The sequence below is a fragment of the Alcaligenes aquatilis genome (assembly GCF_003076515.1).
GTDB classification, from domain to species: Bacteria; Pseudomonadota; Gammaproteobacteria; order Burkholderiales; family Burkholderiaceae_B; genus Alcaligenes; species Alcaligenes aquatilis.
The window spans coordinates 2,588,910-2,614,431 of sequence record NZ_CP022390.1; the positions used below are offsets into that span (position 1 = coordinate 2,588,910).

The 25,522-nt window shown below is 56.0% G+C and carries 31 protein-coding genes; 9 read left to right on the top strand and 22 right to left on the bottom strand.

The features are described from left to right. Window positions 1-40: 40 nt before the first annotated feature. Window positions 41-382 (bottom strand): protein tyrosine phosphatase family protein, encoded by a 342-nt coding sequence (locus CA948_RS11845; RefSeq protein WP_108728093.1) that lies wholly within the window; start codon window positions 380-382, stop codon window positions 41-43. A 50-nt stretch (window positions 383-432) separates the two neighbouring features. On the opposite strand from CA948_RS11845, the gene CA948_RS17620 reads away from it, so the two are divergent. After that, window positions 433-696, top strand: coding sequence for a GNAT family N-acetyltransferase (locus CA948_RS17620; protein WP_125277071.1), 264 nt, complete (start codon window positions 433-435; stop codon window positions 694-696). On the opposite strand, the gene CA948_RS11850 is transcribed toward CA948_RS17620, so the two are convergent. After that, the gene (locus tag CA948_RS11850; protein WP_108728094.1) at window positions 672-1,430 is read right to left on the bottom strand and encodes a ChbG/HpnK family deacetylase; all 759 of its coding nucleotides are present in this window, start codon (window positions 1,428-1,430) and stop codon (window positions 672-674) included. The two genes, CA948_RS17620 and CA948_RS11850, sit on opposite strands and share 25 nt — an antisense overlap. 60 nt (window positions 1,431-1,490) lie before the next feature. On the opposite strand from CA948_RS11850, the gene CA948_RS11855 reads away from it, so the two are divergent. Next, window positions 1,491-1,868, top strand: a complete 378-nt coding sequence (locus CA948_RS11855) for a GtrA family protein (protein ID WP_108728095.1) — start codon at window positions 1,491-1,493, stop codon at window positions 1,866-1,868. Here CA948_RS11855 and CA948_RS11860 read toward each other — a convergent pair. Then, complete coding sequence (locus CA948_RS11860) at window positions 1,807-3,477, bottom strand: ArnT family glycosyltransferase (protein WP_238988588.1); 1,671 nt, start codon at window positions 3,475-3,477, stop codon at window positions 1,807-1,809. The genes CA948_RS11855 and CA948_RS11860 overlap by 62 nt on opposite strands. Window positions 3,478-3,594: 117 nt before the next feature. Beyond that, window positions 3,595-4,548, bottom strand: a complete 954-nt coding sequence (locus CA948_RS11865) for a glycosyltransferase family 2 protein (protein ID WP_420866714.1) — start codon at window positions 4,546-4,548, stop codon at window positions 3,595-3,597. A gap of 410 nt (window positions 4,549-4,958) precedes the next feature. Here CA948_RS11865 and CA948_RS11870 point away from each other — a divergent pair, with 410 nt between their 5' ends. Further along, window positions 4,959-5,363 carry a group III truncated hemoglobin gene (locus CA948_RS11870; RefSeq protein WP_094195646.1) on the top strand — a complete coding sequence of 135 codons (405 nt, stop codon included), beginning with the start codon at window positions 4,959-4,961 and terminating at the stop codon, window positions 5,361-5,363. A gap of 2 nt (window positions 5,364-5,365) precedes the next feature. After that, a complete protein-coding gene (locus tag CA948_RS11875; RefSeq protein ID WP_094195645.1) occupies window positions 5,366-5,818 on the top strand; it encodes an RrF2 family transcriptional regulator in 453 nt (150 codons plus the stop codon). Window positions 5,819-5,984: 166 nt separating this feature from the next. Here the strand turns inward: CA948_RS11875 and serA are convergent, their stop codons facing one another. The 7 genes from serA to CA948_RS11910 form a co-directional block, all read right to left on the bottom strand. Next, window positions 5,985-7,193: a phosphoglycerate dehydrogenase gene (gene serA, locus CA948_RS11880; protein WP_094195644.1), complete on the bottom strand. Its 1,209-nt coding sequence runs from the start codon at window positions 7,191-7,193 to the stop codon at window positions 5,985-5,987. A 224-nt stretch (window positions 7,194-7,417) separates the two neighbouring features. After that, window positions 7,418-8,419: a cytochrome-c peroxidase gene (locus tag CA948_RS11885; RefSeq protein WP_108728096.1), complete on the bottom strand. Its 1,002-nt coding sequence runs from the start codon at window positions 8,417-8,419 to the stop codon at window positions 7,418-7,420. A 272-nt stretch (window positions 8,420-8,691) separates the two neighbouring features. Continuing rightward, on the bottom strand, window positions 8,692-9,396 hold the full coding sequence (locus CA948_RS11890) for an ABC transporter ATP-binding protein (RefSeq protein ID WP_094195642.1): 705 nt from the start codon (window positions 9,394-9,396) through the stop codon (window positions 8,692-8,694). Further along, window positions 9,389-10,210 carry an ABC transporter ATP-binding protein gene (locus CA948_RS11895; protein ID WP_094195641.1) on the bottom strand — a complete coding sequence of 274 codons (822 nt, stop codon included), beginning with the start codon at window positions 10,208-10,210 and terminating at the stop codon, window positions 9,389-9,391. The genes CA948_RS11890 and CA948_RS11895 overlap by 8 nt, the downstream gene beginning before the upstream one ends. Continuing rightward, window positions 10,207-11,169 (bottom strand): branched-chain amino acid ABC transporter permease, encoded by a 963-nt coding sequence (locus tag CA948_RS11900; protein WP_108728097.1) that lies wholly within the window; start codon window positions 11,167-11,169, stop codon window positions 10,207-10,209. The genes CA948_RS11895 and CA948_RS11900 overlap by 4 nt, the downstream gene beginning before the upstream one ends. A 3-nt stretch (window positions 11,170-11,172) precedes the next feature. After that, on the bottom strand, window positions 11,173-12,093 hold the full coding sequence (locus CA948_RS11905) for a branched-chain amino acid ABC transporter permease (RefSeq protein ID WP_094195639.1): 921 nt from the start codon (window positions 12,091-12,093) through the stop codon (window positions 11,173-11,175). A 20-nt stretch (window positions 12,094-12,113) separates the two neighbouring features. Next, window positions 12,114-13,283: an ABC transporter substrate-binding protein gene (locus CA948_RS11910; protein WP_108728098.1), complete on the bottom strand. Its 1,170-nt coding sequence runs from the start codon at window positions 13,281-13,283 to the stop codon at window positions 12,114-12,116. 325 nt (window positions 13,284-13,608) lie between these two features. Between CA948_RS11910 and CA948_RS11915 the strand changes: the two genes are divergently transcribed. The 4 genes from CA948_RS11915 to CA948_RS11930 all read left to right on the top strand — a co-directional run bounded on the left by CA948_RS11915 (window position 13,609) and on the right by CA948_RS11930 (window position 16,474). Beyond that, window positions 13,609-14,046, top strand: coding sequence for an Ivy family c-type lysozyme inhibitor (locus tag CA948_RS11915; RefSeq protein ID WP_108728099.1), 438 nt, complete (start codon window positions 13,609-13,611; stop codon window positions 14,044-14,046). A 74-nt stretch (window positions 14,047-14,120) separates the two neighbouring features. Continuing rightward, on the top strand, window positions 14,121-14,315 hold the full coding sequence (locus CA948_RS11920) for a heavy-metal-associated domain-containing protein (protein ID WP_022983238.1): 195 nt from the start codon (window positions 14,121-14,123) through the stop codon (window positions 14,313-14,315). 227 nt (window positions 14,316-14,542) lie between these two features. Then, on the top strand, window positions 14,543-15,607 hold the full coding sequence (gene ada, locus CA948_RS11925) for a bifunctional DNA-binding transcriptional regulator/O6-methylguanine-DNA methyltransferase Ada (protein ID WP_108728100.1): 1,065 nt from the start codon (window positions 14,543-14,545) through the stop codon (window positions 15,605-15,607). 117 nt (window positions 15,608-15,724) lie between these two features. After that, window positions 15,725-16,474, top strand: a complete 750-nt coding sequence (locus CA948_RS11930) for an SDR family oxidoreductase (protein ID WP_108728101.1) — start codon at window positions 15,725-15,727, stop codon at window positions 16,472-16,474. 59 nt (window positions 16,475-16,533) lie between these two features. Here CA948_RS11930 and CA948_RS11935 read toward each other — a convergent pair whose 3' ends face one another. Genes CA948_RS11935 through ccmA form a run of 10 tightly spaced genes read right to left on the bottom strand, consistent with a single transcriptional unit; the run spans window position 16,534 to window position 23,758 of the window. After that, window positions 16,534-17,271, bottom strand: coding sequence for a cytochrome c biogenesis CcdA family protein (locus CA948_RS11935; protein ID WP_094195634.1), 738 nt, complete (start codon window positions 17,269-17,271; stop codon window positions 16,534-16,536). Between the two features lies 1 nt (window position 17,272). After that, window positions 17,273-18,148, bottom strand: a complete 876-nt coding sequence (gene ccmI / locus CA948_RS11940) for a c-type cytochrome biogenesis protein CcmI (RefSeq protein WP_094195633.1) — start codon at window positions 18,146-18,148, stop codon at window positions 17,273-17,275. Further along, complete coding sequence (locus CA948_RS11945) at window positions 18,145-18,618, bottom strand: cytochrome c-type biogenesis protein (RefSeq protein ID WP_094195632.1); 474 nt, start codon at window positions 18,616-18,618, stop codon at window positions 18,145-18,147. Before CA948_RS11945 ends, ccmI begins: the two co-directional genes overlap by 4 nt. Next, window positions 18,615-19,145 (bottom strand): DsbE family thiol:disulfide interchange protein, encoded by a 531-nt coding sequence (locus CA948_RS11950; protein ID WP_094195631.1) that lies wholly within the window; start codon window positions 19,143-19,145, stop codon window positions 18,615-18,617. The genes CA948_RS11945 and CA948_RS11950 overlap by 4 nt, the downstream gene beginning before the upstream one ends. After that, window positions 19,142-21,115: a heme lyase CcmF/NrfE family subunit gene (locus tag CA948_RS11955; RefSeq protein ID WP_108728102.1), complete on the bottom strand. Its 1,974-nt coding sequence runs from the start codon at window positions 21,113-21,115 to the stop codon at window positions 19,142-19,144. Before CA948_RS11955 ends, CA948_RS11950 begins: the two co-directional genes overlap by 4 nt. Then, window positions 21,112-21,561 (bottom strand): cytochrome c maturation protein CcmE, encoded by a 450-nt coding sequence (ccmE, locus tag CA948_RS11960; protein WP_094195629.1) that lies wholly within the window; start codon window positions 21,559-21,561, stop codon window positions 21,112-21,114. The genes CA948_RS11955 and ccmE overlap by 4 nt, the downstream gene beginning before the upstream one ends. Then, window positions 21,554-21,739 carry a heme exporter protein CcmD gene (gene ccmD / locus CA948_RS11965; RefSeq protein WP_230019015.1) on the bottom strand — a complete coding sequence of 62 codons (186 nt, stop codon included), beginning with the start codon at window positions 21,737-21,739 and terminating at the stop codon, window positions 21,554-21,556. The genes ccmE and ccmD overlap by 8 nt, the downstream gene beginning before the upstream one ends. Continuing rightward, a complete protein-coding gene (gene ccmC, locus CA948_RS11970; RefSeq protein ID WP_094195628.1) occupies window positions 21,739-22,470 on the bottom strand; it encodes a heme ABC transporter permease CcmC in 732 nt (243 codons plus the stop codon). The genes ccmD and ccmC overlap by 1 nt, the downstream gene beginning before the upstream one ends. Before the next feature lie 5 nt (window positions 22,471-22,475). Next, complete coding sequence (gene ccmB / locus CA948_RS11975) at window positions 22,476-23,144, bottom strand: heme exporter protein CcmB (RefSeq protein WP_094195627.1); 669 nt, start codon at window positions 23,142-23,144, stop codon at window positions 22,476-22,478. After that, window positions 23,138-23,758 carry a cytochrome c biogenesis heme-transporting ATPase CcmA gene (ccmA, locus tag CA948_RS11980; RefSeq protein WP_108728103.1) on the bottom strand — a complete coding sequence of 207 codons (621 nt, stop codon included), beginning with the start codon at window positions 23,756-23,758 and terminating at the stop codon, window positions 23,138-23,140. The genes ccmB and ccmA overlap by 7 nt, the downstream gene beginning before the upstream one ends. 222 nt (window positions 23,759-23,980) lie before the next feature. Here ccmA and CA948_RS11985 point away from each other — a divergent pair, with 222 nt between their 5' ends. Then, entirely contained in the window at window positions 23,981-24,517 is a 537-nt protein-coding gene (locus CA948_RS11985; protein WP_108728104.1) for an ureidoglycolate lyase, read from the top strand. A gap of 45 nt (window positions 24,518-24,562) precedes the next feature. On the opposite strand, the gene cynR is transcribed toward CA948_RS11985, so the two are convergent. Further along, a complete protein-coding gene (gene cynR, locus CA948_RS11990) occupies window positions 24,563-25,450 on the bottom strand; it encodes a transcriptional regulator CynR (protein ID WP_094195624.1) in 888 nt (295 codons plus the stop codon). Window positions 25,451-25,522: the final 72 nt, after the last annotated feature.

A 25,522-nucleotide genomic window follows, 5' to 3' on the forward strand; every position in this document is an offset into this window, starting at 1 on the left:
ACACAGGACAAGCTGGTATAGACCTGAACCTTGAGCCAGGTCAGGATTCGTTCAATGCACGGAACAATACGGCACAGCGAGTACCTGTGCGGCAATAGGCCAAAGTCGGGCCTGGCAAAACCTCAAGCAACTGACCAAAACGGGCAACATCAGCAGCGCTAATAGCGCTACCCACAACCGGCTGATACTCCACCTGCAAGCCTGCTGCCTGGGCCGCCTTCATGACGTCTGCCGACAAAGGCTGGTCGGGACCGCCTTCCAGATCGGGACGATTGATGATGACACTTTTAAAACCAGCATCGGCCACGGCTTGCATGTCCTCTCCCGATAACTGCGGCGCGACGGCCAATTGCTCGGTCAAAAACTGATGGGGGAAGGACATAAAAACTCCTGAAATCGGAATAAGCAAAAAGCACTGAAAGGAAAAATAGTATGTTCCCCCCCGAGAGTACGCAAGCCCCTTTCTCCCTGGCCTTGCCACAATTCAATTACGCCGGCACCTTAGTAATCCATCACGCCGCGCTCGACGATAGGGCAACGGCGCAATCCATCTTTGCCTATCATGTGCTGCACAGCACAGCGACCTGTACGCCAAGCCCGTCGAATGAACAGGAAATGCGTACACGTCTTACACACGCCCACCAGCCTGTGCATTGCCTGGGAACGGGTACTCAGGCAATACGCAGGCTGTATTGATCCAGCCATTGCTGCATTTGAGCTCCTGCCAGCACCTCGTACTCCGCCAAACGTTGCCCCCCTACAGGATCATCCTGCACACTGCGCAAGGATGGATGGCACATCATACTGTCACCATGCTGCATCACCGCCAGCCAGGCCTGGACCAAGGCGCCATAGCGCTCCTTGCCCCCCTGAAAGTCGTACACGCCGGTAAAACCGGTATTCAAGGTAACGCCCTTGGCCCTGGCCAGACGCAGCAAGTCCTTGGACCCTAGCCCGGCGATAATCTGCGCCTTGAATCTATCTTTAAACGCAAAACCCGTGGCCAGACGCTCGGCGCCGGTATAGCGCAGCCAGGGCATGGAAGCGGCATAACGGCGCTCCATTTCAGCCAGCAAGGCCTCGCGTATCATGGGCAGTTGATGCACGTGCTGATGCCCATCTATATAGTCCGGCCCCTGCCCCATCACCTCCTCAAAACGATCCAGTTGGTGGGCCACGCTGTCCTTGACCTTCTGACTGTCCAGACGATGCAACAGGCTACGAATAATCACCTGCTTGAGCGGCATGGCATACACGCCCTTCTGGGAGGCAAACTCGGTAAAATTCAGGTGCAAACCTTTTTGCAGCGTGCTCTGGCGCAGTGCCGGTGCGTTTTGCACAAAGCTGTCCCCATCGACCAGACAGGATGTTCCTGTCAGGCGTCGGGCCTGGGCCAATGTCAGTATGGCCTCGTCCACGGCAGGGGCCATCCCAAAATCATCCGCGCATATACTGATCTGCCTATCCTTGGCCACTGCTCGCTCCGCTTTATGTCTCGTCAAATCATTCTGTTCATTCTAGTCGGCACCTTGGCCGCCTTCACACACTGGGGCATTGTAATCGCCCTGGTGCAAACGCTCAGTCTATCTCCCTTGCTGGCTAATCTTTTTGGCTGGCTGATTGCATTTCTGGTGTCTTTTGGCGGCCATTACTGGCTGACGTTCCGTTCCCAGAATGCCCGTTTTTTGCCGGCTCTGATGCGTTTTTTTCTGGTGTCTGCCGCTGGCTTCGCGGTGAACGAGGCCAGCTATGCGTTTTTGCTGAATCACTCCGGCCTGCGCTATGACGTGCTGCTGGGCCTGATTCTTATCGGCCTGGCTGTGCTGACGTTTCTGGCTGGGCGGCTTTGGGCGTTTCGCCGCACATAAGCGCAAACTCATCATGATCAAAACGCCACAGCGCGATGCGCTGATCGTCATACAGGCGCTGGGCATAGTTGAGCACCTGACTTTGACGCACGGCATCTGGCGAGCCAATCAGCCAAACTACAGCCTTGCTGTCCCGGCATAGCTGCTGATGCAAGGTTTCCCGGTCTATCAAGGTCATCGCCCCACGCTGCGGCTCAAAACGGGCGGCTTCCAGCAACTCTTTACGCCAGCTATCGGTGCGCATGATCTCCGGATCATCCCAGCGTTCCATGACGCTGATGTTCTGCAGACCTGGAACGTAGAAGCCCAGATCGTAGCGGTAGGTATTCAGAAAAACGACCCGGTCGCCCTGTCGATATTCACTCGCCAGCACGCGCCCCAGGGCCTGACTATTAGCCTGTGGTCGCAATATCATCGCGCCCACCGCAACCGCACAAATAGCAACACAAACACCCAGGCTCCAGACCGCAAAGCGCTCTACCTTTGCTGCCCCATCCCGCTGGCTACGACGAATCACTCCATCGGCCAGGAAAAAAGCCCAGGGGCCAATCGCAGGCAAGACATAACCCACCAGCTTGGACGTAGGGATGGAAAAGAAAACCAGCACGGTCAGCAAGGCAGACAGCATCAAGCCCCGTACCGGCCCCAAACCATCTGGACTATTAACAGAGCCACGAAGGCGCTTGAATAAAAATGGCGTCCAGCCCAAGGTGGCGACAGGCATCAGGGCAAAGTAGAACCAGAAAGGCTGAGGGTTGTTGAAACCCGTTTCCAGAAAGCGCTGAAAGTGCTGATAGACGATGTAATAGTCAAAAAAACCGGGGTAACGTGCCTGCATGAGCCACATCCAGGGCGTGGCGACCAGCAACAAGACTCCCAGGCCGGTCAAAGAAAACAGACGCAGCAAGGTACGCCACTGTCCTCGACCCAACAGCCAGAACACCAAGATACCGCCGGGGATCAAAATCCCGATCAAGCCTTTTGCCAGGAAGGCCAAACCTGCGGTGGCATACAGCCCCATCAAGGCCCACCGATAGGGACGCCCCTGCTCCATCTGCAAGGCAGCATGGCCGCCCAATAGCACACAGCTACTGATCAAGGCAGCAACCGTCATGTCCAGATTGGCGTAATGGGAGGCTCCAAACAGCAATGGGCTGCTGACCAGAATCAGAGCCGTCCAGCCCGCATGTTGCTGGCTAGCATGGCGCTTCAGAAAGGCATGCATACCAGCAATCAACAAGGCCGCCATCAAGGCAGGCACCAGACGCGCACCCACAAAATTCACGCCCAGCACTTTCAGGCTCAGCGAAGTGAGCCAGTAATGCAGAGGGGGTTTATGGAAAAACGGCAAGCCGTCCAAACGCGGCACCAGATAATCACCGGATTCCAACATGGACAGAGCCACACCGACATAGCGCCCTTCGTCCGGAATCAGCAGGGGATAGACACCTAGGGTCAGCGCAAACCACAGCAGCGCCAGCAGACCCACAGCCAGGCTAGAGAGGGTGCCCAGGTTTCGTACGCCTTGCCCCAGCCAGTAGGCTGGGCCACGCGCGCGCCCAAGAGGCAAGGTTACGCCAGAAGGGGGAAAAGAATTCTCGATACTCATCGACTGTCGCCAAACCAAAAGGGTTAGGCAGCCACCTTCGTGGCTGTCAAAACAATTCAGAATATCGATGTAGCGTCCAATGACACTTGAAAGCAGAACGGCAATTAAACGACTGGATCAGTCCTGTTGCCGAGCCTGACTTTGGGTGCTGCCTTGATCCTGACTGTGAGCGGGTTCCTGATCCGGAGCCAAGCCTTGCCCCCGGCGACGATGCACCAAATACAAAGGTCGGTTCTTGACCTCGGCAAAGATGCTGGCGACATACTCACCTACCACGCCCAGCGAGAGCATATTCACACCCGCAAAGAACAGCACTACGGTGATCAAGGTGGTCCAGCCCCGTACGGCGTCTCCATAAATCAAATGCTTGAAAATAATGAACAAACCGTAGCTGAAAGACAGCATCGCCAGCACCGCACCCAACAAACTCAACAAACGTAGCGGCCAGGTGGTAAATGCCGTCAAACCATCCACTGCAAAGCGTAGTAGTTTGGCGGGGCGGAATCGACTGACCCCATACAAACGCTCGGCGGGGGAGTAGTAAATAGGCTCGGACGGAAAACCCACCCAGGCAAACAAGCCTTTCATGAAACGACTGCGCTCGGGCAAGGCCATCAGGGCATCGACCACACAACGATCCATCAAGCGAAAATCGCCCGCATCACGAGGTACGCGTAGGCCATTGGATGTACGCATCAACTTGTAGAACACACTGGTGCCCACACGCTTTAGCCAAACTTCGTCCTCGCGGGTTTCCCGTACGGCATAGACCATTTCCAGCCCGGTAGACCAACGCTCCAGCATGGTTTCAATCAAGGCAGGAGGATGCTGCAAATCCGCATCCATACACACGACCACCTGCCCGCGACTGGCCTCCAATCCTGCCGTCAACGCCGCTTCTTTACCGAAGTTGCGTGATAACTGCAGATAAACCAATTGGGGGTAAGTTTGACGCAATTGCTCTATGACCAAAGGCGTTGCGTCAGTGCTGCCATCGTCAACGAAAATGATTTCAAAAGCCGGAACCAGTTCACGCAACGTTGCCACCAGAACGGGCAACAGTGCGGGCAAGTTTTCTGCTTCATTCAAACCCGGGATAACGCAAGAAAGTGTCTGCGCCTGTCTCTTTGTAATCATTATTCCTTGAGCACCATGCTGTAACAAAATTGAGGGCTAGCCAACAAAAAGTAATCGTAGCCTGCCAGCCCGACTCGTGCAATTTACCCTATGCGCTACTTGCCTTAGCAAAAAAACGCCGCTCAAGATCATCAAGTCCTCTAAAAACCACCTTTCAAGGAAAAAACACCTGAAACACAACATCCATACTCTGAAACTTGGACTCAGTGTAGGAAGGAAGGCGTTGAATCTGCGTGAAATCCGACGTGAACATATCCCGCACCCGAGCGTTTTCTTTCCGGCTTGACCCCGGTGAGCCCTACCAATAAGATAGATAAAATATATATCTTTAAATTAAAAATATTATGACTCTCAACGCTTTGTGTACCCGCCAGGAAATTCATGACCTGGTCTGGGACTTTTACGATCGCATCCGCATGGACGAAGTCCTTGGCCCGATTTTCTCCGAGCGCATTAAGGATTGGGATACACACCTGGGTGTAATGGAAGAGTTCTGGTCGTCCCTGCTGCTCAAGACCGATGGCTTCAATGGCAACCCCATGGCCAAGCACTTGTCGCTCCAGCACATTCAGGCCAGCCACTTTGAACAATGGCTGCGTCTGTTCAAGGAAACCTGTCAGGAACGCGAAAATCAGGCTATGGCCAAGCTGGCGCTGGAGTACGCACAGCGTATCGCCCGTAGCTTCTGGTTTGGCTACCAATTCCAGCACAACCCCACCAAAGTAGCCAGCGAACTGCAACTGCCCTGATCATGCGCCTGACCAACCTTACCGACTACGCTCTGCGTCAATTGATGTATCTGGGCCAGAACGAAGACAGGCTTTGCACCATCGCGGAAATTGCCCAGTACCACCAGATTTCCCAAGCCCACCTGATGAAAGTCACCCACCTGCTGTCCAAAGGCGGCTGGATTCAGACGCAGCGCGGGAAAAATGGCGGGATGCGGCTGGCGCGTGCTCCTGAAGATATCAATCTGGGCGAGCTGGTGCGCTATACAGAAACCGATCTGGCCGTGGTGGAGTGCTTGGGCAGTGGCACCCATTGCATCCTGAGCGGTCGCTGCAATCTAAGCAATATCCTTAAACAGGCACTGGTCCAGTTCCTGAGTTATCTGGACAACTACACGTTGCGCGACATTATTGTTCCCGGCAGCAGCCCGGAACAGACCATTTCCTGGCCCACCAAGTCGATGCACTCCGCCTGATAGCAAACGGACGGATAGCAAACGGACGGATAGCAAACGGACGGATAGCAAACGGACGGATAGCAAACGGACGGATAGCAAACGGACGGATAGCAAACGGACGGATAGCAAACGGCCCCGGATTTCAAAGAATCCGGGGCCGTTTGTCGACGGTCTGACTCAGGCCTTACGCCGGAAAAATCAGCTCGCTGCGTACGGTACTGGAGTGAGCACGCACGGCGTCCAGCAACTCCTGTTCTGGTACACGATCCAGATCTGTCATGGCATAACCCAGCTCACCTTGTGTTTGCAGCTGCTGACGAGTGATGTTGATGCCGTGTTGGGCCAAAATATTGTTCAAGCCCCCCATTGCACCAGGAACATTGCGATGGACATGCAACAAACGCACGGCGCCTTGAATATCGTAGTACGACACTTCCGGAAAGTTCACTGCGCCCTTGGTGGCACCGCTACGCAAGTAACTGACCAGTTTCTCGGCCACTTCACGGCCAATATTTTCCTGCGACTCCTGGGTGCTACCGCCAATATGCGGCGTCAGAATCACATTGGGCATGCCGATCAACGGACTCTTTAAAGGCTCGTCCACACTTTTCGGCTCAGTGGGGAAAACATCCAGTGCCGCACCTGCCAAATGACCACTGACCAGGGCCTGATGCAAGGCATCAATGTCCACCACTGTGCCGCGCGACGCGTTGATCAGGATGGAACCTGGCTTCATGGCCGCGATCGTCTCGGCATTCATGATGTTATGCGTGCCCTGCCCGCCTGGGACGTGCAAGGTCACCACATCGGACTCGGCCAGCATTTGCTTGAGGCTGCCGTAGACACGGGCATTGCTCAGCGGCAGTTTGGATTCCACATCATGGTAGAGCACGCGCATACCCAGCGCTTCAGCCAAGGTACCGACCTGAGAACCAATATTGCCGTAGCCAATCACACCCAAAGTCTTGCCACGGATCTCGAAAGCGCCATCGGCACTCTTGTCCCAGAAACCCTGGTGTACGCGCAGGTTCTTCTCGGGGATACGACGCAGCAACAAGATGGCCTCACCCAGCACCAGCTCGGCAACCGAGCGGGTGTTGGAGAACGGCGCATTAAAGACTGGTACGCCGTGGTTCTGGGCCTGGTCCAGATCCACCTGGTTGGTACCAATACAAAAACATCCCAGCACTTTAAGCTGGTCTGCGTGCTCCAGCACCCGGCTGTCAAACTGGGTACGGGAACGAATTCCGACCACTTCGGCGCCTTTGACAGCGTCCAGCAGCTCCTGACCCGACAAGGCTCCCTTGTAGGTCTGAATATCGGTCAAACCAGCAGCCTCAAAAACTTCACGGGCGCTAGGATGAATGTTCTCAAACAGGACAATGCGACTCATGATGGTTCCAGTCATTTAAATAGTATCTAAATGGTACTATTTTTTTAGCCCACCGGATCGAGCATCAACAATAGCAGCAGGGGATTCAAGTCTGACTGGCAGACCAGGACGATGAATCCAAAGCCAAATACAAAAACCCAGGCTCAGAAAACAACATCCAAGCCCTGGGTCATTCAAAGGCAGCTCAAGCCCTTAAAAGCGCTTGCTGCCTGCACAGACTGCTATCAAGAACCAAATGGCACCGGACGTGGTGTGTTGTCACGCGAAGGGGGCAAGATGGGCAGTACGATTTCAGGCTGTTTGCCCGTCAGCGTTTTCAAAAACGCGACGATCTGGGCATTTTCCTCTGCAGAGAAACTGCGACCCAACTGCAAACGACCCATTATATCCACGGCTTCGGTCAAGGTATTTACCGCACCGTCGTGGAAGTAGGGGTAGGTCAACTCGACGTTGCGCAAGGTAGGAACCTTGAAGTTGAAACGGTCGGCATCTTTACCCGTCACAGCCACACGGCCTTCGGCAGGATTGGTGGTTTGGTAGGGCTCGATCAGCCCCATTTTCTGAAAGGACGTACCACCCAGGTTGGGACCGTTGTGGCAAGCTACGCAACCACTACCCTTGAACAGTTGATAGCCGGCCAATTCCTGATCAGTAATGGCTTTCTTATCGCCTTTTAGCCACAGATCAAAGCGCGAATCAGGCGTCACCAAGGTTTCCTCAAACGCGGCAATCGCGGAGGTGACTTCATCAATGCCAAAGTCGGCCTTGCCAAAGACTTGCTTGAACTCGGCCTTGTACTCGGGAATGGAGCTCAGGAACTCCATGGCCAGTTCGTGCGTAAACGCCATTTCCTTGGGATTGGCAATGGGGCCGCCAGCCTGCTCTTTCAGGTCGCTAGCACGGCCATCCCAGAACTGGGCCAGATTCAGGCTGGAGTTCAAGACAGTGGGCGAGTTGATGGGGCCTTCCTGCCAGCGATCACCGATGGAGGTACGGATATTGTCCGTGCCGCCCATGCTCAGGTTGTGACAGGAATTACATGAGATAAAGCCCGAACGGGACAAGCGGGGTTCAAACCACAGCTTTTTACCCAGTTCAACACGTGCCGGGTCGCTGACAACAGCAGCGGGAATCGGCTGTACAGGTTCATTTTGCTGGGCTTGCGCGGCGCTGCCAAGCAGTAAGCCGGTGGCTAGAGCCGAGAGAGTGAACAGGCGTAATTTCATAACAACTTCCTTATGGGATGACAGAGCTTCCTGCCAGTGAGGTCCGGGTAGGACCCATAACCCTGCTGGCCTTATGGATATCGTAAGGAATGCCATTTCATTACACATTGATACATCGCAAGGAAATAATCTTTCCAGAGATGCTTAGGGAACTTTCAGAGGAAAGTGCAACTAAGCCGCCACGTTCTCTATAGCGCCTTGACGAAAGGCAAAAAAAAATGCCGCCTGCGATCAAGCAGGCGGCACCTCAGATTTGTTGCAAATTGTGTTTTTTACACACCCAAATAGCGCGTCCACAAAGTGCGATCGGCCCCCAATGCGTCGGAGTTCCCCTGCCAGACCAATTTGCCACGTTCCAAAATGATGTGGTGATCGGACAAGGCCATCAAACGCTCGACATATTTGTCGATCAGCAAGATGGTCTGCCCCTCTTCACGCAAGACGGCCAGACAGTTCCAGATTTCCTCACGCACCTTGGGCGCCAGGCCCTCGGAGGCTTCGTCCAGAATCAGCAGCTTGGGGTTGGTAACCAGGGCACGACCGATGGCCAGCATCTGCTGCTCCCCCCCTGAGAGCTGATTACCCATATTGGAGGCGCGTTCACGCAAGCGCGGGAAAAACTCATAAACACGCTCGGGCGTCCAGGTTTTGCTGGCTTGCGGGTTGCGGTTACAAGCAAACGCCGTCAGGTGCTCGGCCACCGTCAGGTTGGGAAAGCACTGGCGCCCTTCGGGCACAATGGCAATCCCGGCACGGGCAATACGATCCGGATTCCAGCCTGCAATAGACTGGCCGTCGAACTTCACATCCCCACCGCGCACCGGCAACTGGCCCAGAATGGTTTTCAGCAAGGTGGTCTTGCCCATGCCATTGCGGCCCAACACCGTCACCACCTGTCCGCTGCGAATGGACAGATCTACCCCGAACAGCACTTGGCTGGCGCCATAGCCGCTTTGTAATTGAGTTGTTTCAAGCATGGCTTTCCACCTTGGTTGGCACTGGCGTGTCATCGTCGCCCAGATAAGCTTGACGCACAGCCTCGTTATCACGGATTTCGGCAGCCGTACCCGTGGCAATAATGTGACCTGCCACCAGCACAGAAATCCGGTCAGCCAGACGGAAAACGGCTTCCATATCATGCTCGACCAGCAACATGGTGGCTTTGCCACGCATGGTTTCAATCAGTTCAGTCAGACGCAGTGTTTCATCCGGCCCCATCCCGGCCATAGGTTCGTCCAGCAAAAGAACGTGCGGCCGGCTGGCCAACGCTAGGGCGAACTCGACCTTGCGCTGCTCACCATGTGGCAAAACACCAGCCTGAGTGTGCAGCAGCGATGCATTAATGGCGCATTCGGCGGCCAACTCACGGGCCTGCTCATACAACTCGGTTTCCGCCTGACGAGCACGCCAGAAGCGGAAACTGCTGCCACTGCATGCCTGCAAAGCCAATACCAGATTATCCAGCACCGTGTAATTCTTGAAGATATTGGTGATCTGGAAGGAGCGCGCCAGACCGGCGGCAACACGCTCGTGACCCGACAAGGACGTCACGTCACGCCCGCCCAGCAAGAGCTGGCCCGAATCCGGACTCAAGGTGCCCGACAACAAATGAATCAAAGTGGATTTACCCGCACCGTTCGGGCCGATCAAACCATGGATTTCACCGGGCACCAGGTCCAAAGACACATCATTGGTCGCCTGCAAGGCGCCAAAGCGCTTCATCAGACCACGGGCCTGCAAGGCGGCCGAGCCACTGCCTGCCTTGGAGGTGGCTGCTATCGTATTTGTCATGTTTGCTCCTTGGCGGTAGTAGCTGGATCAGCGACCGAGCGGATACGTACCAGTCCGGCCAATCCCTTGGGAGCAAAGAACACCACCAGCAGCAATAAAATACCCAAAGGCATGTGCCAGTACTCGGTCCAGTTGCGCAGCAACTCTTCCAGCACCAGCATCACAAACGCCCCCAGCGCACCGCCATACAACAGACCAATCCCCCCCACCAGCACCATGATGATCAGGTCCGCTGATTGAGTCCAATTCATCAGGCTAGGCGAGACAAACAGGTTATGGTTGGCCAACAAAGCCCCAGCCAGCCCCATGATGGCACCACTCAAGGTGTAGGCCGTTAGGCGAATGCGGTAGACGGGGTAGCCCAAGGTCGTCATGCGACTTTCGTTTTCACGCGTGCCCATCAAGGCCTGTCCGAAACGAGCATTAACCAGACGGTTGATCAGGAACAGAACCGCCAGCAACAGAGCCAGAACCAGGTAGTAAAAGCTCAGTTCATTGCCCAAATCAATACCGGGCAAAGAGGAATGGCTGTACATGTTCAAACCGTCCTCGCCACCGTACTGCCGCAAGGAGATGAACAGATAAAAGATCATCTGCGCAAATGCCAGCGTAATCATGATGAAGTACACACCACGAGTACGCAGCGACACGGCACCAGTCAGGAAAGCCAGCAAACCGGAAATCAGCATGGCGGCTGGCCAGGTGATCAGGCCGCTTTGCACACCTTCAGTGGCCAAAATGCCCACGGTATAGGCCCCGGCGCCAAAGAAAGCAGCATGCCCCAGAGCCACCATCCCGCCATAACCGAGCACCAGATTCAAGGCAGTCGCTGCCATGGCATAGATGAAGATACGGCGTACAAAGGAAATATAAAACTCAAACCCGTACAGCGGTGCAATCAAGGGGAAAGCCAACAAGGCCACCAGCGCCAGGACCGATAAAATACGCGAAGTAGACATACATTAACCTCGCGCCGGGAACAAGCCCGAAGGACGGAAAACAAGAACAACAGCCATCAGAACATAGATCGAAATGGCAGCAATCGTAGGCCCGACACTGGAAGCGACATCCGCCGGGAAGACGTTACGCAGCAACATCGGCAGGAAGGCACGGCCAGCAGTATCAACCATACCCACCAGCAAGGCACCTACAAACGCACCACGAATCGAACCAATGCCGCCGATCACGATGCACACCAGGACCAGGATCAGGATGTCCTCGCCCATACCGATCTGAACCGCTGTAATCGGCCCGAGCAAGGCACCGGCCAGCGCAGCCAAAGCGGCTCCCAGAGTAAATACCCCTAAGAACAGGATAGGCACGCGAACCCCCATCAGGGTCGCCATTTGTCGGTTGGATGCACCTGCCCGCACGAGCACCCCGGCTCGGGTTTTGGTCACGAAGGCATACAGAGCCAGTGCCACCACCAGACCGACCGCAATAATCATCAGACGGAAGGCGGGATAGAGGAAATCAGGCAAGAGTTCGACCGGCCCGGACAACAAGGCAGGCATATTCAACATAACGGGGGTTGGGCCCCAAATCATTTTGACCACATCATTGGCGATCAAAATAACGGCGTAGGTTCCCAATACCTGAGCCAGGTGATCACGAGTGACCAGCTTGCGCAGAATGAGAATTTCCAAGGCAATACCGACCAGGGCTGTCACTGCCACCGCCACCACAATGGCGGCGGTAAAGGACCCTGTACGCTGCATGGTTTCCGCGGCCACATAGGCTCCCGCCATATAGAGGGAGCCGTGGGCCAGGTTCATGATATCCATAATGCCAAAGACCAATGTCAGGCCGGCGGCAATCAGAAACAACATCAAACCAAACTGCAAACCATTCAGCAATTGCTCGCTAATCAGAATGAGCGACATGCTTTTACCACCTGTGAATCTTAATTAAGTTTGCAATCTTTGGCGTAGACATCCTGGTAGGAGTCAAACACCTTGCTGACCATACGGTTTACAAGACGTCCGTCCTGATCCTTGACCACCTCACGTAGGTAGTAAGCCTGAATGGGGAAATTGTTGTTGCCGTAGGTAAAGGGGCCACGAACCGAGTTGTAGTCGGCCGCTTTCAATGCCTTGAGCACCGCTTCGCGGTCAGACACCTTGCCATCGACCTGTTTGACGGCGGCGTCGATCGCCAAAATCACGTCATAAGCCTGGGCGGCGTAAACCGAGGGGTATCGGCCGTCGTAGGCTTTGCGAAACTCCTCAACAAAGGTCTTGTTGGCCGCAATATCCAGATCTGGTGACCACTGGGCGGTATTGAGCATGCCCAGAATAGGCTCGCCCACGGCGGGGATAATGTCTTCATCACCCGAGAAGGCCGGACCCAGCAAGACCACATCCTTGTTCAGGCCTGCAGCCACGAACTGTTTGATGAAGTTGATGCCCATGGCACCGGGCAGGAAAAAGAACACGGCCTGAGGCTTGGCAGCACGGATTTGTGCCAATTCAGCCGAGTAATCGATCTGGCCCAGCTTGGTGTAGAGCTCATTGTCAACGGGTTTGCCATAACCTCGTTTGAAGCCGTTCAAGTGGTCTTTGCCGGCTGGATAATCAGGGGCAATGATGAACATTTTTTCGTAATTGCGATCCGCCGCCACTTTACCGGCAGCCTCGTCAAAGGCGTCGTTCTGGTAGGACACGCCAAAGAAGTACGGATTACAACCAGCGCCAGCCAGTTGGCTGGGGCCCGGGTTGCTGGTCAGGTAAGGCACTTTGGCCGAGAACAAGGCGGGAGCCACTGCCAGGGCAACGTTGGAGCCGACAGGGCCAGTAAAGAAGTCGATCTTGTCGCGTTGAACGAAACGATTGACCAATTGGCGGGCCTGATCCGGATTACCGGCCATATCCTGTGCAATGAACTCGGCAGGAAAGCCGCCCAGCTTGCCATCCAATTGCTTGATGGCCAGATTGAAGCCGTCGCGAACCTCGCCCCCAACAGCCGCAAACGGACCGGATGTATCCATTGCCATCCCCACTTTGATGGTATCGGCATGAGCCAGAGAACCACCAAAAGCCGCAGCCAACGCCACGGTCAATGCAATACGTTTCATGTTATCTCCTTGCGCCACCGCGCTTATAGGCTGTCTTTCTTTAAGATGCACAGCAGATCGAAACACCAATTCAACTATGCCAACCATTCATTTATAAATAGTTTAGTTATCAAACAATTTTGCTGACAAGCTGTGGTTTTTACCTACACCCCTTCAATGTCCAGGTCATTCGACAAGAAACAGAGCACCGTACCAACTCCCTGTACGGATAAGCACTATAACGACTGTAGAGATAGCCGTTTATGCACGTTTTCCTTGATTTTGTTAACAATATTGCGCCAGACCCGCTGCTACACTGACGGCTTGCGTCATTATTGGAGATCCCATGCGTATTTCCCATTCTCTGTGTCGCCTTGTCCTTGGCACCGCCCTGCTCGTTCCCGTCCTGAGCCATGCACAGTCCTCGGAATCCGTGTATCTGGCTGATCTGGCCAAGTCCAACAAGCAAGTGGCCCAGCAATATCAAAACCTGATGCAGGACGTTGCCAAACGCGCCAGCTGGGTAAAAGAATTTGGTACGGCTTCACCGGGTGAGACCGTTTCCCTGGATGGACGCCATTACCAGGTCTTCCAGGGCTGCAAGCCTCATGACTGCACCAGCTCCAGCTACGTTGTCCTGCTGGATGCACAAGCGCAGACCCTCTCCTACGGCGCTTTTGTCGAAAACAAGGAATCGGGCCCAGGTTGGAGCAGCAGCCAGATTCAATGGCTGGGCAATCCCGAGCTTGATCAAATCCGTTTGATGTCGCCTGCCCTGTTCTAAAGCAAACAGCACTTGACCTTGCCCCCGTGGCAAGCCTTAAGCTGGCTCCATTGTTTTTATCCAAGGAGCCAGCTATGTCCACCTTCTCCGTACCCGACATGACCTGCGGCCACTGTGTACGCAGCATCACCGAAGCCATTCAGGCTGTCGCCCCTCAAGCCACCGTCAGCACGGATCTGGAAAAACACCAGGTTACTGTTCAAGGTCTGGATGGCGCGCAAGCCCTGAAAGTGATTGAAGAAGCGGGTTACACCCCCAGCGCCCTGTAAGCATGCCGCGCCTTTCATGGCGTCAATGCTGCAGAGCGGAAAAGGCCGGTTGTTACCGGCCTTTTTCTATCGCGGACTTGGCGGGCACGAGCATACCGGCAATGGCTGCACGCCTCTGAGACAATACCGGTCAGGCCTGCCAATATTGGCCGCAAGAATCGGAGTGCTTGCGATGAAAGACCAGCGTATTCTGGCTTCGTAATGAATGATGTCAGGACATATGCCTCATGACTAAAAAGCGGGCTTACGAAACCGAGGATCAGCGCTGGGCAGCCGTGCAAGCGCGGGACTGCGCCGCCGACGGCCAGTTCGTCTATGCGGTACGCACCACAGGCGTGTACTGCCAACCCAGCTCGACAACACGGCTTCCCAAGCGCGAAAACGTCGAGTTCTTTGATTCGGCCCAGGCTGCGGAAGCAGCGGGCTACCGTTACAGTCGTCGCGTCCGTGGCGACCAAACCAGTGCCGCAGCCGAACGAGCCGCGATCGTGGCGCGCGCCTGCCGCCTGATCGAAACATCGGAAACACCCCCTTCGCTGGAGCAACTGGCCACCGCAGTAGGTAAGAGCCCCTTTCATTTCCACCGACTGTTCAAAGCGGAAACCGGCCTGACGCCCAAGGCATACAGCTCGGCCTATCGCGCTCGCAGACTGCGCGAGGAACTGAGCAGCCCCAACGCCTCCATCACGAACGCAATCTACGACAGCGGATTCAACTCCAACAGCCGCTTTTATGAAACCTCTGGACAGTTGTTGGGCATGCGCGCGCGCGAGTACCGGGCCGGTGGTGCCGGTGCGCTTATCCGTTTCGCGGTGGGCCAGTGTTCGCTGGGAGCCATTCTGGTCGCCCAGAGCCAACGCGGCATCTGCGCCATCCTGCTGGGCGAGGACCCCGAACAACTGGTGCGCAATCTGCAAGACCAGTTTCCCAAAGCCGAGCTTATCGGCAGCGACGGGGATTTCGAGCAATTGATCGCCCAGGTCGTGGGCTTTATCGAAACCCCTTCCATTGGTTTGCACCTGCCGCTGGATGTACAGGGCACGGCCTTCCAGGAGCGTGTCTGGCGCGCCTTATGCGAGATCCCACCCGGCACCACCGTCAGCTACACCGAGATCGCCGAACGCATCGGCGCTCCCAAAGCGGTGCGCGCTGTGGCGCAGGCCTGCGCCAACAACCACATTGCCGTGGCTATCCCCTGCCATCGCGTCGTGCGGCGCAATGGCGACCTGGCCGGCTACCGCTGGGGTATAGACCGTAAACGTGAACTACTGCGTCGTGAAGTACAAGACTGATAGTCGGCTGCCTGCCCCATCATCAATAACGGGTTTTGAAGGCAAGAAACGGAGTTCCCCGTCAGGCCAGGATACATACGATATGAGCTCCCAATAGAAATACAGGAGATTTCACTCATGGCTTTGCTTGATGGAAAGGTTGCCCTTGTTACCGGAGCATCCTCTGGTATTGGACGCGCCATCGCATTGATGTTTGCTGAGCAGGGAGCGGCACTTGTTCTTACGGCAAGGCGCAGCGCTCTGCTTGAGGCCGTCGCCAAGGAAATCCGGCAGTCTGGCGGCTGCGCTGAGTTTGTGGCGGGGGACATTACACGGGCTGAAACCCATGAGCAGTTGATCGACGCCGCGACCAGCCGATTCGGAGGTCTGGATATTGCAATCAATAACGCCGGTATTGTCGGTGCCCTCAAGCCGCTGGCTGAGATGACGCTGGAAGAATGGCAAGCCACACTGGACACCAATCTTGGAGCAGCCTTTTTGGGTGCGCGTAGCCAGATTCCGGCCATGCTCAAGCGCGGTGGCGGTTCGATTGTTTTCACATCGAGCTTTGTAGGCACCAGTGTTGGCCTGCCCGGCATGAGCGCCTATGGAGCCGCTAAGGCGGCACTCATGGGATTGGTCAAAGGCATTACTGCAGACTATGCGGCCAACGGCGTACGAGCCAATGCCCTTTTACCGGGCGGAACCGATACAGACATCGCCGGAGACCAGAGCACCAAAGAATGGGCGGCTGGGCTGCACGCCATGAAACGAATCGCCAAACCTGAAGAAATTGCATCTGCTGCGCTTTTTCTTGCCAGCCCCATGTCCAGTTTTGTTACCGGCTCCGCCCTGTTTGCGGATGGCGGCAATGCGGCCGTGAAATGACAAGGCGGTGCTTCCTGACAACAGAGGAAGCACCGCACGGATTTCAGGTAGCCGAAGGCTTAGCCCAACTGCCCTAAAACCGGGAACGTCTTGAGCACCCAGATAGCAAAACGCGCCAGTTCACCTGTGGCCATAGCCCAGCCCATCACAATCAAAACCAGACCCGCACCCCAGCGCACATAACGCCCGATCTTCCTGATTTGCGTCATGCGTTGCAAAAATGGGGTCACAAAGCAGGCGGCCAGGATAAAAGGGACGCCCAGGCCCAAGGCGTAAACGGACAGCAGAATACTGGCTTTGCCTGCGCTGGCCGTGCTGGCGCCCATCATCAAAATGCCAGCCAGAATCGGGCCGATACAGGGAGTCCAACCAAAACCGAAGGCCAGGCCCATCACCGTTGCACCGCCAGGACCCGCCGCCTTGCCGGACTCAAAGCGATAGTAGCGTTGCAGGCTCATGGGCATGCGCAGTACACCCATCACACTCAAACCTGCTAGCGCTACCATGACGCCCGCCGCCACATTCAGCTCATAACGGTACGCCATCAACAACTGCCCCAGATACGACAGGCTGGCCCCCAAAGCGATGAACACCAGCGAAAAACCGGCGACAAAGCAAACGCTGCGCCCCAATAGCTGGCTACGTTTGACCTGCGTATACACCTGTCCGTCCCCAGCCAGATAGGACAAATAGCCGGGGACCAGTGGCAAAACGCAGGGGGATAGAAACGAAGCCATCCCCGCCAAAAACGCCGTTGTCAGAGCGATCAAGCCCAAATCCAAAGACACTATTTCCATATCAAGGGGCCGTGGCAGGTTCCGCTGCAGGCGTGGCCGGCATACGCATACGTTCGCGCGCCAGTTGCAAGCCTTGATTCACTACCTTGGCGGTTTCCGAATCTGGCGGGAACTGCGCCAACAAACGCTGCCAATAATCGATCGCTGCCGGGTATTGCTCGTTATGCAAGGCAGCCGCTCCAGCCAGCATCAAACCCAAAGGTTCTTCGGGGTACAGATCCAGCGACCGCTTGACCAGGCGGCCTGGCAAGCCATCCAAGGTGTCGATACCTGCCAACAGCATGGACTCGGCATACTCGGCAAGCGCAGCCGGATCTCCGTCCACGACCGGCATGGCTTTGGCATAAGCTTCTGCCGCTTGCTGGTGACGGCCGTAATAGCGATGCGAACGGGCCATCATCAACCAGGCACCAGGATCATCCGGATTGTCTTTGAGACGCTGCTCCAGACGGGCCACCATGGCCTCAATATCCACGGGCTGGGCGTTGGCCTGCTGCTGCACGGCAGCCGGGTCCAGCATCACCGGATTACCCAGATAAAAATACAAGGCGATGGCGGCAAGCGGAATACTCAGCATCAAGGTCCAAGCCAGCCTGGGTGCACCGGTTTGTTGCACTGCTTCCGTTTTCAGGCCCTCGTTCTCCTCCAGTACACGTTGGCGCAAATCCATCTGCGCCTGCTCGAAATCCTGAGCAGACAACACACCCGCCTGCTTGTCTCGCTCAATCTCTTTGAGCTGCTCGCGCAAAATCGCCAGATTGGCCTGTTTGTGTTCCACCACTCGCTGCAAGGCCGGTTTGCGCTTGACGCTTAACATCAAATACAGCGCACACACCAAGACCAGCAGTGCGGCCACGATATAAAAAACAATAGTCACGATTGTTCATCCCGAGAAGAACCTTGCAAAAGCGCATCGGCTTGACGACGCTGCTCATCGGTCAGGGCCGTGTCATCACCGGCACGGTGTCGACGGCGCAAGGTAAAGGCATAAACCAGAAAACCGATCAACAGCAACAGGGCAGGCCCCAACCAAAGCATCACCGTGCTGGCTTTGAAAGGCGGGCGATACAAGATGAAATCACCGTAGCGGTCCACCATGTATGTACGGATTTGATCCGGGGTACGGCCCTGGCCCAGCTGTTCCATGATCTGGTGGCGCAAGTCCACGGCCAGCTCGGCACGCGAAGCCGCAATAGACTCGTTCTGGCACACCAGACAACGCAGTTCAGCCGCAATTTCCAGCATCACCGACTCCTGCGCACCTTGCACCCCCGACTGGGCTTGGGCAGACGGTAGAAAAAGCCACACACTGGCAACCAGTGCCGCCATCCATTGACGCATCATCATGGCTGCTGCTCCAAACGACGAATTAAGGGCAACAAGGTTTCCTCCATGGACTCACGCGACACGGGGCCTATGTGCTTGAAGCGCACAATGCCCTGCTTGTCGATCACAAAGGTTTCCGGCACACCATACACACCGAAATCAATGCCCACACGCCCGTCCCGATCCATAACGGAAACCTCGTAAGAGTTGCCATTGCGCAGCAACCACTCACGGCTTTCCTCGGGTACATCCTTGTAGTTCAGACCCACAACCGGCACCTTGTGCTTGGTGGACAGCTCCTTGATAAAAGGATGCTCTGTCAAACACGGATAGCACCAGGAGGCCCACACGTTCAACAGCCAGACGCGGCCTTTCATTTGCTCCCCCGAAAAACTGGCTTCAGGCTTGTGCAATTGAGGCAGGCTGAACGCCGGGGCCGGTTTATCGACCAAGGGCGAAGGCACCTCGCTGGGTTTCAAGGTCAAACCAATACCCAGAAACACCAACAACAGCACAAAGCCGATCAAAGGGACGGTAAAACGGTTCATGCCTGCACCTGCTTGTGCGTATTCATGGCCTTGTTCTGTACAGCGGTACGAGTTTGCTTGACACGATAGCGTCGATCACTGATCGCCAGTGCGCCACCCAAGGCCATCAGCAAACAACCCAGCCAGATAAAGTCCACCAGCGGTTTGTAGTACAGACGTACACTCCAGACGCCTTGGTCATACTTATCGCCCAGCGCCACGTAAATATGACGCAAGCCATTGGTATTGATCGCCGATTCCGTCATGGGCAAGGCCGAGGACAGGTAAGTGCGATTTTCCGGGTACAAGGTAGCGACCACCTTGCCGTCCCGTAACAGCTCCACCGTGCCACGCTCGGCGGAGAAATTTGGACCGGGCACAATGTGTACGCCTTGGAAACGTGCGTCATACGCGCCGACCTGCGCGGTCTGTCCAGGCTGCAACAGAACGTCGGTTTCTGTTTCGTAATGACTGACCATGGTCACGCCCAGAACAAAAACCGCCACCCCCATATGCGCCAGATGCTGTCCCAGCCAGCTACGTGGTTGCGAGAACACGCCTGAACGCGTGGCGCGCACACGCTTGACCACATCGAACAAGCTGCCCAGCACGATCCACACGGCCAATCCCGCCCCCAAGGCGGCAGTGCCCTGCCATTGCCCATACAGCAACGGAATAGCGGCACCCAACACGACGCTGAACACAATCACCAAGGCCAGTTGGCGCACCAGATCCAGAAGGTTGGCTCGTTTCCAGTTCGCCAGCACACCAAAGACAATCAAGACCAAAGCCGGGATCATCAAAGGGACAAACACCTTATTGAAATAAGGCGGGCCTACCGAGATTTTGCCCAGGCCCAAGGAATCCATGATCAGCGGGTACAAGGTTCCTAGCAAGACTGTACCTGTCACCACCACCAGCAAAACATTATTGACCAGCAGCAAGGATTCACGCGACACCACGGCAAACTGCCCGCCTGCCCCGACACGCGGTGCGCGCCAGGCAAACAGAATCAGGGAGCTACCAACAATGACGGCAAACAGACTCAGAATGAATACACCACGGGCCGGGTCTGTCGCAAACGCGTGCACCGACGTCAGCACACCGGAGCGCACCAGGAAGGCACCCAAGATGGACAGGGAGAAGGTGCTGATTGCCAGCAACACGGTCCAGTTCTTGAAGCTGCCACGTTTCTCCGTGACCGCCAAGGAGTGAATCAAGGCAGTACCCGCCAACCAGGGCACAAAGGAGGAGTTCTCCACCGGATCCCAGAACCACCAGCCGCCCCACCCCAGCTCGTAATAGGCCCACCAGCTACCGACCGCAATCCCCAAGGTCAGGAACAACCAGGCCGAGGTTGTCCAGGGACGCGACCAACGTGCCCAACTGGCATCCAGACGGCCTGCCAGCAAAGCAGCAATCGCAAAGGCAAAGGCCACCGAGAAACCCACATAGCCCATATACAGCAAGGGCGGGTGAATAATCAGACCAATATCCTGCAAGAGCGTGTTCAGGTCCAAACCTTCAGCCGGCACCGGGAACATGCGCTCAAAGGGGTTGGAACTGAGCAGGACAAACAACAGGAAACCGGCAGTGATCAGCCCCAATACACCCAGCACCCGAGCCAGCATGGCCTCAGGCAAGGAGCGCGAGTAAACACTGACGGCAAAAGCCCAGCCTGTTTGCATGAACATCCACAGCAAGAGCGAGCCTTCGTGCCCGCCCCATACTGCGGCAATGCGGTAGAACAAAGGCAGCTTGGTGCTGGAGTTCTGCGCCACATAGGCGACCGAAAAATCAAAGCTGACAAAAGACCAGGCCAGACACAGCAAGCTGAACGCCACCAGACCGAATTGCCAGCGCGCTGCCGGGCGCGCAAAGGCCATCCAGGCCAGATTGCCGCGCCAGGCGCCGTACAAGGACACAATGCCTTGGGCCAGCGCCAGCACAAAGGTAAGAATCAGGGCAAAGTGCCCAAGCTCCGGGATCATGGCTGGGCTCCTTGTTTGGCACGCTCGGCCTGCTCCATGGCATGCATGGCCTCGGGCGGCATGTAGTTTTCATCGTGCTTGGCCAGCACTTCTTCCGCTACAAAATGGCCCTGCTCGTTCAGGCGGCCTTGGGCCACCACGCCTTTCCCCTCTTGAAACAGATCCGGCAAAATTCCGGTATAGCTGACGGGCACCTGGGCCGCACCGTCTGTCACCACAAAATTCACAGCCATACCTTGGGCTCCACCACGGCGAATACTGTCCATCTGCACAATGCCGCCCACCCGGAAAGTCCGGTTTTCAGGGCTTTGCCCCTGGCTAACCTCAGTAGGGGTGAAAAAGAACACCAGACTGCTTTGAAAGGCGTTCAGGACCAAAGCCGTTGCCGCTCCCAGTACCACTAAAGCGCCCAGAATCAGGGCAAGACGATTCTGTCGCTTAGTCATGACGCTGCTCTCCCAGGGCGCGCTCATCACGCACCCGTTGCCAGGCGCGTGCCCGTCCTGCCCGTACGCTGAGCACTTCGCCCAGCAACAATACGGTACAGGCCAGCACCGAGCCCCATACGTACACGGCGTAGCCGCCCATAGCGAAAAAATCGCCCACACTCGACCAATGCATCATCAGCCCTCCGTCAAGTTGCGAACCCAGGCGGTATGCGCCTCACGTTCAAGAATCAAATTGCGCACCCGATACAGTGCGATGGCAATGCTGTAGCACCACATGGCCAGACTCATCAGCAACATGCCCGTCAGCATGACGGTCGCCATGGAAGGCGAGCTGGTCAGCGATACCGAAGCCCCCTGATGCAAGGTGTTCCACCATTGCACCGAGAAATAGATAACGGGCACATTGACCACCCCGACCAAGGCCAGAATGGAGGCGGCTTTATCCGCGCGGCGCGGGTCGTCGATCGCCCCGCGCAAACCCATGAAACCCATATACAGAAACAGCAGCAACAATTCGGACGTCAGACGGGCATCCCAGACCCACCAGGCGCCCCACATAGGCTTGCCCCACAGAGCACCAGTCACCAAGGACAAAACCGTACAGATCGCCCCGGTCGGTGCCAGTGCAGCGGCCATCATGGCTGCCGTACGGCTATTGAAAACCAGGCTGATCAAGGACCAGAAACCCATGGCCAGGTAAATCAGCATGGACATCCAGGACACCGGTACATGCAGAAAAATAATGCGGTAACCCTCGCCTTGCTGGAAATCCGTCGGGGCCAGGAAAAAGCCCACATAAGCCCCTGCCACGAACAGCAACAGGGCCAATGCAGCGGCCCACGGCACAATGCGTCCGGCCAGGACATAAAAGTTTTGAGGGGCGGCGTAACGATACAAAAAGTTCATGGAATTTACTCAAGAGCAAGGCGCAACGCCGCTGCCGTAGCAAGTGGCGCAAAGAACAAAGCCAACAGTAAAAAAGCGGCCAGAACGGACAGATGCGCTTGTGCACCCAACCCGGCCTGAACCGCTTGCACCGCCCCCGCCCCAAAGACCAGAACGGGAACGTAAAAGGGCAAAATCAATAGAGCCAGCAAGACACCTGCTGAACGCAAACCCAGCACCAAGGCCGCGCCAATCGCCCCCAACAAGGTCAGGACGGGCAGCCCCAGCGCCAGGGACACCATCAACACACCCAGACTGGACGTAGGCAGACTGAATTGCAGCCCCAGAATGGGAGCCAACAACAGCAACGGCACGCCAGTCAAAAAGGTATGCGCCAGCACCTTGCCCAAAACCCAGAGGCTAAGCGGCAAATGGGAAAACAGAACCTGCTCCAACGCGCCGTCCTGCTCGTCCTGTTCAAACAGGCGGCTTAGCGACAACAGCGTGGCCAGCAAGGCCGACACCCACAGCACACCCGGGGCCATCTTGGACAACAAGGCCGCATCTGCTCCCACGCCCAAAGGGAACAGGCTGCACACCACCAGAAAGAAAACCAGGGGAATCAGCACATCGCCGGGCCGACGCATCGCCAAGCGCCACTCGCGCTTCATCAAGGCTAAAAAGAGATTCAACATGCCTGCCCCAGATCCAGGTGCTGCACCTCCAAATCCCAGGGCAAGGTCTGGTGACTGGTCAGAATGACAGCGCCCTGTTTGTGCAAATGCTGTGCAATCAACTCGCCCAGAAACTTCTGACCGGCACTATCCAGCGCGGTCAGTTGCTCGTCCAGAATCCATAAGGGACGGTTGCTGAGCGCCAGACGCACCAAAAACACACGGCGGCGTTGCCCTGCCGACAACTGCCTTACCGGCACTCGACGGTAAGCCAGCAAACTGCCTGCCAGCAGCGCCTGATCACAGGCGTCCCGCTCCAAAGGAACACGATCCTGCATAAGCAGGCTGTCCAGGTTTTCTTGCACCGATAAGCTGCCATTCAAGCCGGGGGCATGGCCGCCGTACACAAGCTGTTGCCGGTAATCGCTATCGTTGCTTTGCACAGGTCGGTCGCGCCAGATCAGTTGGCCTTCATCGGCCTGGGCAATATTGGCCAAGATACGCAGCAAGCTGGTTTTGCCGCTACCATTGGGCCCACTGACCAAAAGGCATTGGCCAGCGTCAAGCCTTAGGCTCAGCTCGGAGAACACACGACGCTGGCCCCGTTTACAGGTCAGCGAAACAGCGTCAAGCACAGCACCTCCTTATCAAGAAAGCAGACAGAGCGAAGCCGCCCATCGAAAAAGGCGGCTTGCTTAGCTCGCTAAGTAATGACGAGCCTCTTTCAAGACAGGGGATACCTGACTTAGTTCCGCAATAACCGTCAGAAACTCAAGCTTATTGATCTAGGCCAATCCTGACCCGAGTTGCCATTTTTGCTAATATGCCGCCATAGCACTTTCTTCACGTGATTGATCATGAATACTTCAATTAATCTGGTTCCCCAGCCGCTAAGCCCAGAGGCGTTTGAGCCTTATGGCTGGATGTTAGGGAAAGGCTTGGCTACTGCACCTGCGACGGCTGCTTTCAGCAATGCCGCCACAGACTTTTGGCACGAACATGCGTTTGACACAGGTCAAAACAAGCAGACCGAAGTGTTATGGGTGAATTACCGTATTCAGGATCCCACCATCACAACCCTGGAAAATCACCTGCTGACGCAACAGGCACTGATCCCGCTGACTGGCGAAGTGATCCATATCGTGGCCGAAAGCACAGCCGAAGGCGGCCCGGATTTGTCCACCCTGCAAGCCTTCCGCATTGCTCAAGGGCAAGGTGTGTGCATGCAGCCCGGTTGCTGGCACAGCAGCCGTGTTGCCCAGGGTGAAGTGACCTGTTTGATGTTGACACGCATGTCGACCACAGTCGATCTGGTCGCCCATTTGAACGAGGGCAAACCGGCTGTAGAAAGCGAGCTGCGCCCTCTGAAGCAAAGTGTGCTGGTGTCGCTATAAGGTGCCTGCAGTAGCGCATCACAATCGCTCTGCCCGACACCTCCTTTAAAACGTCGATGCCGCGCCGTATTTCAGCGCCAGCTCAATAAAGGCGCGCATGGCAGCGGACTGGTAAGCGCCCTTGCGCTGCATCAAAATAGCCCGCCGTTGTGGCGGGGCCGGTTCCAGACTCACCGCCACCAAATACTCGCTATTGCTGGCAATCGCAGCAGGCAGCAAGGTCGCCAGACCCGTGCGCCGCACCACCTCGATCACGGCATTGAGCGAGTTCGACTCCATCGATACCTTCAAGTCCAGATCATGCTGTCGGCAATAACGTTCGATCTGTTCACGTGTGGCAAATTCCGGCGTTAGCAACACCAAGGACTCACGCGTCAAGGTGTCTCTATCAATGCTGCGTCGCTCGGCCAAAGGGTGGGTACGACTCATGACCAACGCCAAGGTCTCCACCAATAATGGCTGGAACTCCACCGCAGTTGACGTGGGCTTTTCAAAAGCAATACCAATATCCAACTCGTCCTCGACCAGTTGCGTTTCCACGCGCTCCTGCAACATTTCCTGCACCACCAGGCGCACATTGGGATAGCGCCGGTAAAAGGCCTCCACCAAAGGGCCAATCAGGTAAGAAGTAAACGTCGGTGCCACCGCCACACGCAAGGAGCCTCGACTCAAGTCACTGACATCATGCAAGGCCCGCCGTCCTTCTTCCAGATCCTGCAAGGCTTGGCGGGCATAACGCAGATAGACCTCACCCGCATCCGTTAAACGCACCAGCCGCCCAGTACGATCAAACAGTTGCACGCCCAGATGTTCCTCCAGCTGACGCACCTGTTGTGACAAGGCCGGCTGAGACACGTGCAAGGCACGCGCAGCGCGGGTAAAGCTTTGATACTGGGCAACCGCCAGAAAGTAATTAAGATGGCGCAAAAGCATACAGGGCCTTTCTATAAGTAAACCCAATGGAAAGCATCAGAATTCGGTATTTTACCTTATGACCATGAAGCG

What these genes read in the sequence shown, in the direction of transcription:
- CA948_RS11955 (WP_108728102.1), bottom strand. Translation starts at nt 21,115, where the DNA reads ATGATCCCGGAGCTTGGGCACTTTGCCCTGATTCTTACCTTTGTGCTG.
- cynR (WP_094195624.1), bottom strand. Translation starts at nt 25,450, where the DNA reads ATGCTTTTGCGCCATCTTAATTACTTTCTGGCGGTTGCCCAGTATCAA.
- CA948_RS11935 (WP_094195634.1), bottom strand. Translation starts at nt 17,271, where the DNA reads ATGGAAATAGTGTCTTTGGATTTGGGCTTGATCGCTCTGACAACGGCG.
- CA948_RS11890 (WP_094195642.1), bottom strand. Translation starts at nt 9,396, where the DNA reads ATGCTTGAAACAACTCAATTACAAAGCGGCTATGGCGCCAGCCAAGTG.
- ccmD (WP_230019015.1), bottom strand. Translation starts at nt 21,739, where the DNA reads ATGATGCATTGGTCGAGTGTGGGCGATTTTTTCGCTATGGGCGGCTAC.
- CA948_RS11900 (WP_108728097.1), bottom strand. Translation starts at nt 11,169, where the DNA reads ATGTCTACTTCGCGTATTTTATCGGTCCTGGCGCTGGTGGCCTTGTTG.
- serA (WP_094195644.1), bottom strand. Translation starts at nt 7,193, where the DNA reads ATGAGTCGCATTGTCCTGTTTGAGAACATTCATCCTAGCGCCCGTGAA.
- ada (WP_108728100.1), top strand. Translation starts at nt 14,543, where the DNA reads ATGACTAAAAAGCGGGCTTACGAAACCGAGGATCAGCGCTGGGCAGCC.
- CA948_RS11985 (WP_108728104.1), top strand. Translation starts at nt 23,981, where the DNA reads ATGAATACTTCAATTAATCTGGTTCCCCAGCCGCTAAGCCCAGAGGCG.
- CA948_RS11895 (WP_094195641.1), bottom strand. Translation starts at nt 10,210, where the DNA reads ATGACAAATACGATAGCAGCCACCTCCAAGGCAGGCAGTGGCTCGGCC.
- CA948_RS11885 (WP_108728096.1), bottom strand. Translation starts at nt 8,419, where the DNA reads ATGAAATTACGCCTGTTCACTCTCTCGGCTCTAGCCACCGGCTTACTG.
- CA948_RS11855 (WP_108728095.1), top strand. Translation starts at nt 1,491, where the DNA reads ATGTCTCGTCAAATCATTCTGTTCATTCTAGTCGGCACCTTGGCCGCC.
- ccmE (WP_094195629.1), bottom strand. Translation starts at nt 21,561, where the DNA reads ATGACTAAGCGACAGAATCGTCTTGCCCTGATTCTGGGCGCTTTAGTG.
- CA948_RS11930 (WP_108728101.1), top strand. Translation starts at nt 15,725, where the DNA reads ATGGCTTTGCTTGATGGAAAGGTTGCCCTTGTTACCGGAGCATCCTCT.
- CA948_RS11845 (WP_108728093.1), bottom strand. Translation starts at nt 382, where the DNA reads ATGTCCTTCCCCCATCAGTTTTTGACCGAGCAATTGGCCGTCGCGCCG.
- CA948_RS17620 (WP_125277071.1), top strand. Translation starts at nt 433, where the DNA reads ATGTTCCCCCCCGAGAGTACGCAAGCCCCTTTCTCCCTGGCCTTGCCA.
- CA948_RS11870 (WP_094195646.1), top strand. Translation starts at nt 4,959, where the DNA reads ATGACTCTCAACGCTTTGTGTACCCGCCAGGAAATTCATGACCTGGTC.
- CA948_RS11920 (WP_022983238.1), top strand. Translation starts at nt 14,121, where the DNA reads ATGTCCACCTTCTCCGTACCCGACATGACCTGCGGCCACTGTGTACGC.
- CA948_RS11850 (WP_108728094.1), bottom strand. Translation starts at nt 1,430, where the DNA reads ATGGCCCCTGCCGTGGACGAGGCCATACTGACATTGGCCCAGGCCCGA.
- ccmC (WP_094195628.1), bottom strand. Translation starts at nt 22,470, where the DNA reads ATGAACTTTTTGTATCGTTACGCCGCCCCTCAAAACTTTTATGTCCTG.
- CA948_RS11910 (WP_108728098.1), bottom strand. Translation starts at nt 13,283, where the DNA reads ATGAAACGTATTGCATTGACCGTGGCGTTGGCTGCGGCTTTTGGTGGT.
- CA948_RS11875 (WP_094195645.1), top strand. Translation starts at nt 5,366, where the DNA reads ATGCGCCTGACCAACCTTACCGACTACGCTCTGCGTCAATTGATGTAT.
- ccmB (WP_094195627.1), bottom strand. Translation starts at nt 23,144, where the DNA reads ATGTTGAATCTCTTTTTAGCCTTGATGAAGCGCGAGTGGCGCTTGGCG.
- CA948_RS11915 (WP_108728099.1), top strand. Translation starts at nt 13,609, where the DNA reads ATGCGTATTTCCCATTCTCTGTGTCGCCTTGTCCTTGGCACCGCCCTG.
- CA948_RS11905 (WP_094195639.1), bottom strand. Translation starts at nt 12,093, where the DNA reads ATGTCGCTCATTCTGATTAGCGAGCAATTGCTGAATGGTTTGCAGTTT.
- CA948_RS11945 (WP_094195632.1), bottom strand. Translation starts at nt 18,618, where the DNA reads ATGATGATGCGTCAATGGATGGCGGCACTGGTTGCCAGTGTGTGGCTT.
- CA948_RS11860 (WP_238988588.1), bottom strand. Translation starts at nt 3,477, where the DNA reads ATGAGTATCGAGAATTCTTTTCCCCCTTCTGGCGTAACCTTGCCTCTT.
- CA948_RS11950 (WP_094195631.1), bottom strand. Translation starts at nt 19,145, where the DNA reads ATGAACCGTTTTACCGTCCCTTTGATCGGCTTTGTGCTGTTGTTGGTG.